Annotated in this window: 8 protein-coding genes; 4 read left to right on the plus strand and 4 right to left on the minus strand. The window is 53.9% G+C overall.

Annotation, left to right across the window (positions count from 1 at the left end; genetic code table 11):
• Positions 1-46: 46 nt before the first annotated feature.
• Complete coding sequence (locus WKJ03_RS08240) at positions 47-2356, plus strand: Tex family protein (protein WP_337841703.1); 2310 nt, start codon at positions 47-49, stop codon at positions 2354-2356.
• 56 nt (positions 2357-2412) lie between these two features.
• On the opposite strand, the gene WKJ03_RS08245 is transcribed toward WKJ03_RS08240, so the two are convergent.
• From WKJ03_RS08245 to bioH, 3 genes are all read right to left on the minus strand, one after another.
• Positions 2413-3273, minus strand: coding sequence for a putative metalloprotease CJM1_0395 family protein (locus WKJ03_RS08245; RefSeq protein ID WP_337841704.1), 861 nt, complete (start codon positions 3271-3273; stop codon positions 2413-2415).
• Between the two features lie 7 nt (positions 3274-3280).
• On the minus strand, positions 3281-3550 hold the full coding sequence (locus tag WKJ03_RS08250; protein WP_337841705.1) for a flagellar basal body rod C-terminal domain-containing protein: 270 nt from the start codon (positions 3548-3550) through the stop codon (positions 3281-3283).
• 102 nt (positions 3551-3652) lie between these two features.
• Positions 3653-4411, minus strand: a complete 759-nt coding sequence (bioH, locus tag WKJ03_RS08255) for a pimeloyl-ACP methyl ester esterase BioH (RefSeq protein ID WP_337841706.1) — start codon at positions 4409-4411, stop codon at positions 3653-3655.
• 33 nt (positions 4412-4444) lie between these two features.
• Here bioH and WKJ03_RS08260 point away from each other — a divergent pair, with 33 nt between their 5' ends.
• Complete coding sequence (locus WKJ03_RS08260; protein ID WP_337841707.1) at positions 4445-5209, plus strand: ComF family protein; 765 nt, start codon at positions 4445-4447, stop codon at positions 5207-5209.
• On the opposite strand, the gene WKJ03_RS08265 is transcribed toward WKJ03_RS08260, so the two are convergent.
• Positions 5143-7686, minus strand: coding sequence for a M14 metallopeptidase family protein (locus tag WKJ03_RS08265; RefSeq protein WP_337841708.1), 2544 nt, complete (start codon positions 7684-7686; stop codon positions 5143-5145). The two genes, WKJ03_RS08260 and WKJ03_RS08265, sit on opposite strands and share 67 nt — an antisense overlap.
• Positions 7687-7812: 126 nt before the next feature.
• Between WKJ03_RS08265 and nfuA the strand changes: the two genes are divergently transcribed.
• Both nfuA and WKJ03_RS08275 read left to right on the plus strand, forming a co-directional pair.
• Complete coding sequence (gene nfuA, locus WKJ03_RS08270) at positions 7813-8391, plus strand: Fe-S biogenesis protein NfuA (protein WP_337841709.1); 579 nt, start codon at positions 7813-7815, stop codon at positions 8389-8391.
• Between the two features lie 57 nt (positions 8392-8448).
• Complete coding sequence (locus WKJ03_RS08275; RefSeq protein WP_337841710.1) at positions 8449-9459, plus strand: polysaccharide deacetylase family protein; 1011 nt, start codon at positions 8449-8451, stop codon at positions 9457-9459.
• Positions 9460-9530: the final 71 nt, after the last annotated feature.

Here is a 9530-nt window from a genome sequence, read left to right on the forward strand (position 1 = left end):
CCAAAGGCCATGATGTAGCGGCCTTGACCAAGGATGTATTGATTCTATGTCAATGATTACCAAACAAATTGCAGCAGAAATTGCCGCCAAAGCCGAACAGGTGGCTGCCGCCATTCAATTGCTGGATGAAGGTGCCACAGTGCCTTTTATTGCCCGTTACCGCAAAGAAGTCACTGGCGGACTGGACGATACCCAACTGCGGACCCTGGAAAGCCGACTGACCTACTTGCGCGAACTGGAAGATCGTCGTCAGGTGATCCTGAAAACCATTGCCGAACAAGGCAAACTGACTGCTGAGCTGGAGCGCGATATTCAAAGCGCCGACAACAAAACCCGTTTGGAAGACTTGTACCTGCCTTACAAAGCCAAACGCCGTACCAAAGGCCAAATCGCCATCGAAGCCGGTTTATTGCCACTGGCAGAGGCACTTTTGGCCGATCCGGAATTAAGCCCTGAGCAGGAAGCCAGCCGTTATTTCAATGCCGAAGCTGGGTTTGCCGACATCAAAGCTGTGCTGGATGGCGCCAAATACATTCTGATGGAACGTTTTGCCGAAGATGCGGCACTGCTGGCGAAACTGCGCCGTCATTTGGGCCAGTATGCCGTGCTGAAAAGCACTGTGATCGCAGGTAAAGAGCAGGAAGGCGTGAAGTTCCGTGACTACTTTGCCCATAGCGAAAACTTGAAGTCGGTGCCGTCACACCGGGCTTTGGCCATGTTCCGCGGCCGTAACGAAGGCATTTTAAACCTGCAGTTGCAACCTGATGCCGATGAAACCACAGCCCATGCCAGCTGTGAGCAGATGATCGCCAGCCACTTTGACCTGCGCCAGCAAGGCCGGCCGGCCGATGATTTCCTGCGCACCGTGGTGCAATGGACCTGGAAGGTGAAACTGCACCTGCACCTGGAAAACGATTTATTGGGTGAGCTGCGTGACATGGCGGAAGAAGAAGCCATTAAAGTGTTTGCCCGTAACCTGAAAGACCTGCTGATGGCGGCCCCTGCCGGCCTGCGCCCGACCCTGGCTTTGGACCCGGGTTTACGCACAGGAGTGAAAGTGGTCGCTATTGATGAAACCGGCAAGTTGCTGGACACCACCACTGTCTTTCCGCATGCGCCACAGAACCACTGGGACAAGTCAGTCCGCACCCTGGCAGCTTATTGCAAACAGTACAAAGTGGAACTGATAGCTATTGGGAACGGCACTGCGTCACGGGAGACCGACAAACTGGCTGCGGAAGTGATTAAACTGCTGCCTGAGCAGGCCATCACCAAAATTATGGTGTCTGAAGCTGGTGCATCCGTATACTCGGCGTCTGAATTGGCAGCGCTGGAATTTCCGGCCCTGGATGTGTCGTTGCGTGGTGCTGTCTCCATTGGCCGTCGTTTGCAGGACCCGCTGGCTGAGCTGGTGAAAATTGAGCCCAAAGCCATAGGCGTCGGTCAGTATCAGCACGATGTGAACCAAAGCCTGCTGACCAAATCACTGGATGCGGTCGTTGAAGACTGTGTAAACGCCGTCGGTGTCGACCTGAACACAGCGTCAGTCCCGCTGCTCGCCCGGGTGGCCGGGCTGAACAAAACTCTGGCGCAGAATATTGTGGTGTACCGCGACACCAATGGCCGCTTCGCTCAGCGTAAAGATTTGCTGAATGTGGCGCGCCTTGGCCCCAAAGCGTTCGAACAGGCCGCTGGTTTCTTACGGATTAGCCAAGGCGCCAACCCGCTGGATGCCTCCGCCGTTCACCCGGAAGCTTATCCCCTGGTGGAAAAAATTCTGGCAAAGTTCGGCAAACCTGTGGCTGAACTGATTGGCAACAGCAGCTTTTTGCGCAGCCTGAACCCGGCTGAGTTTGTCGACGAACGTTATGGTTTGCCGACTGTGGAAGACGTGATCCGCGAGCTGGATAAACCCGGCCGTGACCCCCGTCCTGAGTTTAAAACGGCACAATTCAAAGATGGCGTCGAAACCATGGCCGATCTGAAGCCTGGTATGCTGCTGGAAGGGGTGGTGACCAACGTGACCAACTTCGGTGCTTTTGTCGATATCGGCGTGCATCAGGATGGTCTGGTACACATTTCCTCTTTGACTGACAAATTCGTCTCAGACCCGCATCAGGTGGTCAAGGCCGGCGACATTGTCAAAGTAAAAGTGCTGGAAGTCGAGCTGGACCGCAAACGTATTGCGCTGACCATGCGGATGGACGAACAACCTCAGGCTAAAGCGGCTGCAGGCAAAGAGCCGGGCACCCGCGGCCCTGCAGTGAAAGCCGCCAAAACACCAAAAGCCATGGACAACCCCAATGCAGCTATGGGCAATGCCTTTGCTGCTGCGTTCGCCAAGCTGAAAAAGTAACAGCTCCCCAATGAAGAAGGCCGCACTCAGCGGCCTTTTTTCTGAAAACCAAAAGGTCAGGCGGTTTGCAGCAAAGGACGTTCACTGGGAATGGTTGAACGTGAATAAAAACCCGCAATCACTTCTGAACGCAGTTGCATCAACGGCTCCTGCAAGGTTTTCGACACTTTCGACCTGTACACAGGACCATTTTCTGAGTCCGGCACCGTGTCAGGGTCTGAGGTTTCTTCAGTGTCAGGCTGACTGGCTTCCCGGTAGTCCTGATGCGTTTCACTGACCAAATCAGCCCGGGCTTCCTGCATCCGGCGGCTGGCTTCTGCGGCGATGGCCCGGTCAGCCCCCGAAGGTTCAGCCGGAGCCAAAGCCGCCGCTTTCACCTGCTGCATTTTGGCAATGGTGGCCTGGGGATCATTCGGGATTTCAGAGATATCAATTTGAACTTCACCACCCACAGCGTACTTTTGACCATCTGGACCTGTTTGGTACTCATAACTGGGCGAGCCGGCATATTGCCCCCCTACAGCCGCATGGGCCTGTTCATGTGCCCGCACTTCCTGATCCCTGGCTTTTAATTCAGCAACTTCTTTTTTCTCCGCCTGCTGCTGCCGTTTTTCTGCATCAGACTGCTGTTGCGAAGATTGCTGTTTGCCTTCTTGATCCTGGTCTTTTGGGTCTTTTCCAGTGACAGCCTGTTCATAGTCCAAGCCTTTGGTTTTGCTGTCTTCCTGATAGGAGAGCTGGGTCTGACGGGCGTCCCGGCCTTTATCGTCGGTCTGGACACCTTTTTCGGCGGCAGAACGTTCCATCTCCCGCACTGGTTCTATCACTTCGCGGCGCGCGTTGTCGCGCCGGACCAAATCAGTGGCCGGATTACCCACATACAAAGGTACGTTTGGATAATTCGAAGTGAGGATCATTGGTTAGTTACACCCGGATATCAATAATAGAACCCAATACCTCATCGGCGGTTTGCACAGACTTCAGATTGGCTTCCGCCTGATCCTGCGCTTCGGTTAAATCAACCAGGCTTTGTTCCACCGACACTGCGCTGACAGGCTCGGTCGGAGTTTCCAATTGCTGCTGGTTGCGGGATGCGGCAGTTTGCTGATTAATGTTAATGGTCGCTTCAGTGACTCGGTCTGATGCTCGCTGGTAGCCCTGTAAACCACTGGAAAAAGCTGAACTGATTTCCATCACAAGCCTCCGTTAATGGATAAAGTGCTTAATTATTGGCCAAAACCAATAAAAACGGAAGCAGAACGGCAAGTTTTTGCCGTTTCCTGTAGAAAAAACTCTCTAATCTTCGACAGCCAGCAGCTTGAGTACCCAGGAGAGGAAATAATCAGGATGGGAAATAAAAGGTGCGTGCGAGGCTTTGTCCAGTAAGGTCCAATCGGCATCAGGCCGAAGCTGCTTAAGCAGAGGCAGCACAGCAGCGGGCACTAAGGAATCCAGCCGGCCATACAGGCCAAACACTTTGTGCGGCAAAGCAGAAAGCTGCTCACGGGCATCGAGTTCAGCCAGCCAGTGCAGTCCTTGCTCCAGGCTTGGCGCGGTGGGTAATGGCAAACTCAGCACCGCCTGACGCAAGTGCTTAATATCCTGACGTGCTGAGCTGCTACCCATGGCCTGGATAGCAAGAAACCGTTCCACAGTCCCAGCCAAATCCTGTTGTAACGATTGTGCAAACTGACGCATCACAGCCCCTTCCATTCCTGGCCAGTCGTCCCCTTTCAGAAACTTCGGGCTGCTGGCCACCAAACCCAGGGTTTTTACTTTTGCCGGGTGACGGCTGGCCAGCAACAGTGCCAGCAGCCCGCCCAAAGACCAGCCGACCAACACCGACTGCTGCGGGATCTGGCTGGCCAGTTGATCCAGCACCAGTTCAAGCTGATAAGGCGCAGGAGCCTGACTTCCGCCAAACCCCGGAATATTCAGCGCCAAAACCGGCTGCTGTGGCGGAAGCTGCGGCAACAGCTGACTCCAGACCTGTTGGTTCAGGCCCCAGCCATGAAGCAATACCAAAGTACTGGTGTTTGTTGGTGAATCCACCATACTTGAACTCTCTTTCGTTTGGAGATGGACAGGATGTCCGCGATCAATCTCTGGCTCAGCCGCTTCGCCCACCAGTTACTGCCGTCTGTCTGTTTATGGTGCCAGCAACCTCTGGCCCCAGACGAGCCTCAGCTTTGTACCTGTTGTCACCAGCATTTACCCAGACTGGACGCCAGCCTGACCCAGCAGAACTCGCTGCTTTTGCCACCCGTGCAAAAAGGGTTATCACAGGCCCGTTTTGATGCCTTGTATACATTAGCCTGGTACCAACAGCCTTACCGGCATTGGATCCAACGCTGGAAGTTTCAGCAGGGACTGGCTGAAGGCGAGTTATTATGCCAGTTACTGGCAGAAAAAGCCGCAGCCCTGTCGCAGAGCCCGGCTATAGTGGCGGACGCTATAGGTTTTGCGCCGACATCCGCGGCCAGACTCAGGCAGCGGGGTTTTAATCAGGCTCAGTTGCTGGCTCAGGCGATAGCCAGGCAATGGCAGAAGCCCTGCCTGAGTTTGTTTCACAGCCCTGCGTTGGTGCCGCATCAGACGGGGTTGAAACGCAGGGAGCGGCTGGCCAATCTGGCCGGTAAAATTCAGTTGAACAGCGGCCCTTTGCCGGCCCATATTGCGCTGGTGGATGATGTGGTCACCACAGGCGCAACAATGGACTGGCTGACCCGGCTGTTAAAAAACGCCGGGGTGCAGCGGGTGGATATCTGGAGCCTTACCGTGACCCCTTACTCGACGGCGTCATCGTCACCATCGTCATCAGCCGAATCGGCGCTGAACATTTTGCCTAAATAAAGCGCATTGATCAGCAACCGGCTGGAACCGACAAAATAACCACGAAATACCGGATTATCTGTCATACCAATGATTCTGCCCTGCCCAAGGTTATGGGCAACCAGGGCAGCCCCCTCAGCAATGCGATCCACGTATTCAGCCGTGGTATACCCCGCCAGCTGAGGTTTATCACTGTACAAAGCCACATTGGTAAAGGCCTGCTGCATCGGCATCAGCAGGAAGGTGCCGTTTTTAAACACCGGTAGCTCAGCACGACTCAGCCCAAAACTCAGAGGATGCGTCAGATCCAGTTTGGTCTGATAAATGGCACCGGCGATACGGCGTTTACCTGCCTGTTTTTCTTTATCGCCATAAGCGGCCCCTTCATCACTGACCAGCGTTGCCATTTCTGCCGGATTCCAGGCTTTGGCTTTCAGCAGACCAGCCCGGCTCAACCAGGCAGCTCCGCCTTTGTGACCCCAAAGCACACCTCCTTGCCGGGCCCATTGCTGCAGAAGTTGTTGCTCGTCAGCCCCCCATCCCCGGTAACTGCCGTCCGGCAAGATAATATGACTGTAACGGCTTAAGTCGACCCGGCTTAAACGTTGCGGCTCAATCAGGCTTGGCGAAAGACCTGCCAGTTGCTCCAGGTTAAACCAGACTTCACCGGCTTCCGTAGAATTCACATCCGGCCCGGCCACCAGCAGCACATTGGGTTTAGCCACAGGCACAAAACCATTGCTGCCCAGATCCTGGCCTTGCCCTGTTAAACCCGATGTCACGGCATAAACCGGCAAATTGATTTGTTGCAGAACGCGGCCCAGCCGCTCAAACCAGTCAGTCTGCGTCTGCAGGCCAGCAGCCACCACCATGGCACCGGCTTTAAAACTGCGTTCGCCCTGTTTGGTTTGGGCAACAAAATCTTTGCTGGCCGCCCGCAACACCAAGCCCTGTGTTAATAACGCCTGTGTCAGCTGAGGGGCTTGTTGGTCGGCCCAGTCAAAGGCATACGCATAAGCACCCGCCACCGGAGCCACTGCCACAGAAGCTGTAGCCTGCCAGGCATGTTCAGCCACAGCCGGGCTGCGACCGGTTCTGGCAAACTCAATATTAAAGGCATAAGGTAAAGTCCAGGCAGACACGTCGTAAAAGGTATTGTCCGGGAAATTGGTTTCAGTGCTGAAAGCCGCTTTTAGCAGCAGATACTGCGCCTGCTGCAACGGCAGGTAATAGGCCTGGCCCGGCTGATAGGTCACCCCTTTGTGTTGCCACTTTTCAGTCAGCGCAAAGGCTTTAATCTGGTGTCTGGCCAGCAGGCTCAATAAAGCATCCAACCGACTGGCATCCCGGTCTTCCGCAATGATATAGCCTTTGTAGGCTTCGTCTGCCGCTAACCGCTCTGACTCGCGAAAAAACGCCTGCTGGTAATTTTGCAGCGTTTTTTTCTGGCTCAGTGCACCACGTAAAGTTGATAAGGAAGTAGTGAACTGATTGTCGATGGTGGTGGCAAAACTCAGAGGTCCGTTGATACTGTCTTGCAGATGACCCCGGCTGCTGGCCTGCTCAAACAGAATGCCGACCGAACCATTCACATCTGGGTAAGTTGAGCCTTTACCCACATAAAAATCATCAAAGCTCTCTTCGGTGTAATACAGCTTGCCCTGATCATCAAAAGCCCTGGCATGAAATTTCGCAATCTCCGCGGTCAGTTGCTGGTTGCGGGCTGGCGTCAGAGGGTAAGTGCGGCTTGGAATACCTGGCTGGAAAAAGTAACTGCTGTTCGGGCCCATTTCATGGAAATCCCCCACGACTTCAGGGCGCCATTTGTAAAACTGGGCAATGCGGGCCTGGCTTTCCGGATGCTGCAAGGGCAGCCAGTCCCGGTTTAAATCAAACCAGTAATGGTTAGGCCGGCCATTGGGCCAGGGTTCACTATGTTCGCGGCTTTGTGGGTCGGCCACCGCTGTTTTGCCTTTGTGCATATTGGCCCAGGTCGCAAAACGCTCATGTCCGTCCGGGTTTAAACTTGGCTGGATCAGGATCACCGCATTTTTCAGCCAGTCCTGAACTTCGACATCCTGACTGGTCAGCAAATGGTGCGCCACCCGCACCGCTGCATTGGGGCCACTGCTTTCATTGCCATGCACCCCGTAACCCAGCCAGATCACCAGCGGAATATCAGCGGAAAGCTCGGTGCCCGCACTGAGTTGTGCCAGATGCTGCTGGCGGATTTGCTCCAGACGGGCCAGATTCTCTGGTGCAGACACTATCAGTTGCAGCAATGGTTTGTGTTCATGGGTATGGCCAATGACCTCCAGGCGGGCTTTGTCAGAGCCCGCCGCCAACTGTTGAAAATACATCTGAATTTGATCATGGCGTAAATGCCAGTCGCCGGACTGAAAACCAAAGAATTGCGCAGGACTTTGTGGCTGCGCCATTGCGATTTGACTACTGCACCCCAATAACAACGAACAAAGTAATAGTTTGAATTGTGGCATTGCTGCTCCCCTTCTTTTTGTTTTCACCTTAGCAATAAAGCTTTGTTGCCGACAAGCCGGGCTGGCAGGGGGAAAGGAACAGGAGTATCATAGCCATTAACCTAGTAATTCAGTCAGGTACTACCGATGATCAAAATTTCCGAAACCGCTCAGGCTCACTTCAGTAAGCTGCTGGAAAAGCAGGCCGCCGGCACCAATATCCGGGTCTTTGTGGTCAACCCGGGCACTGTTTCTGCGGAGTGTGGCGTATCTTATTGCCCGGCCGATGCAGTGGAAAGTACCGATATTCAGCTGTCATTTAATGGCTTCTTTGCGATAGTCGATGCCGAAAGCCAACCATTTTTAGTCGACGCCGAAATTGATTTTGTCACCGATCAGATGGGTTCCCAGCTGACGTTAAAAGCGCCCAACGCCAAAGTCCGTAAGGTGGATAACGACGCGCCACTGAAAGAGCGGGTGCAGTATGTGATTGATGCGGAAATCAATCCTCAGCTGGCCAATCACGGCGGCCGGGTCTCCGTCGTCGAACTGACCGACGACGGCGTCGCCGTGCTGCAGTTTGGTGGCGGCTGTAACGGCTGCTCCCAGGTAGACCTGACTTTAAAAGAAGGCATTGAAAAAGAGCTGTTAAACCGGTTTTCCGGTGAGTTGAGTGGTGTGCGTGATGTCACCGACCACCAGCGTGGTGAGCACTCTTATTACTAATCTGTATACAGCTCAAAAGGCCACTTGGTGGCCTTTTGTTATTTCAGGGAGCAAAACATGCTGAAATTTGCTTTGTTGCTACTGGGGACTTTGACACTGAGCAGCCAGGCCGCGGTGATTTTGCAATACCACCATGTCAGCACCAGCACGCCTCGCTCTACCAGCGTGACTCCGGCAGAATTCCGCAGCCATCTGCAATTTTTAAAAGACCAGCAGTATCAGGTGATTGGCCTGGACCAATTGCTTAACCAGTTGCAGTCTGGCCAGGAACCTGCCGCCAATGCTGTGGTGATCACCTTTGACGATGGGTATGACAATATTTACCTGCAGGCGCACCCCATACTGCAGCAGTTTGGTTTTCCTTACACCGTCTTTCTGAGCCCTGCATTGATCGACCGCCGCGAAGGGCCTGTGATGAGCTGGCAGCAGATTAAAAAACTGCAGGCCGATGGTGTCCTGATTGCCAACCACAGCTCGTATCACGATCATCTGGCCAAACCCAGACCAGGTGAAAGCAAGGCCGACTGGCGCAACAGGGTTAAACAGGACATTGAACTGGCGCAGCAGCAACTGGAGCAGCAGCTGGGCATCAAACACAAATGGCTGGCCTATCCCTATGGCGAGTTCAGTGAAGAACTGGAACAGCTGGTCAGCCAGCTTGGTTTTATCGGCATAGGCCAGCAGTCTGGAGCTGTCGGGCTTGCCAGCAGTCTGACTCGGTTACCCCGTTACCCTTCGTCCAGCCAGTACGCGGCACTGAAACACTTTGAACCTAAACTGAAAACACTGGCGATGCCGGTAAAAAAAGCACTGGCCGCGGATCCGGTTAAAGGACCCAATCCACCGACCTTAAGCCTGCAGCTGGATTTAACCGATTTAAACCCCAAGCAGCTGAACTGCTTTAGTAATGGTGAAGCCATTGAAGTGCGCTGGCTGAGCAACGATAGTTTCAGCGCCAAAGCCAAAGAGCCGCTGCGCAGCAGCCACAAACGTTATAACTGCACAGTGCCGTCACGCAGCCACAAAGGTTATTTTTACTGGTATTCGCAGCCCTGGGTGCTGGACTGAATATACCCGTCGTACCTGAAGCTGCGGCTTTGTTGACTGCGCCATTTCGCCCCAGTCACATCGATTGACTA

This window comes from Rheinheimera sp. (assembly GCF_037442525.1).
Taxonomy (GTDB): domain Bacteria; phylum Pseudomonadota; class Gammaproteobacteria; order Enterobacterales; family Alteromonadaceae; genus Pararheinheimera.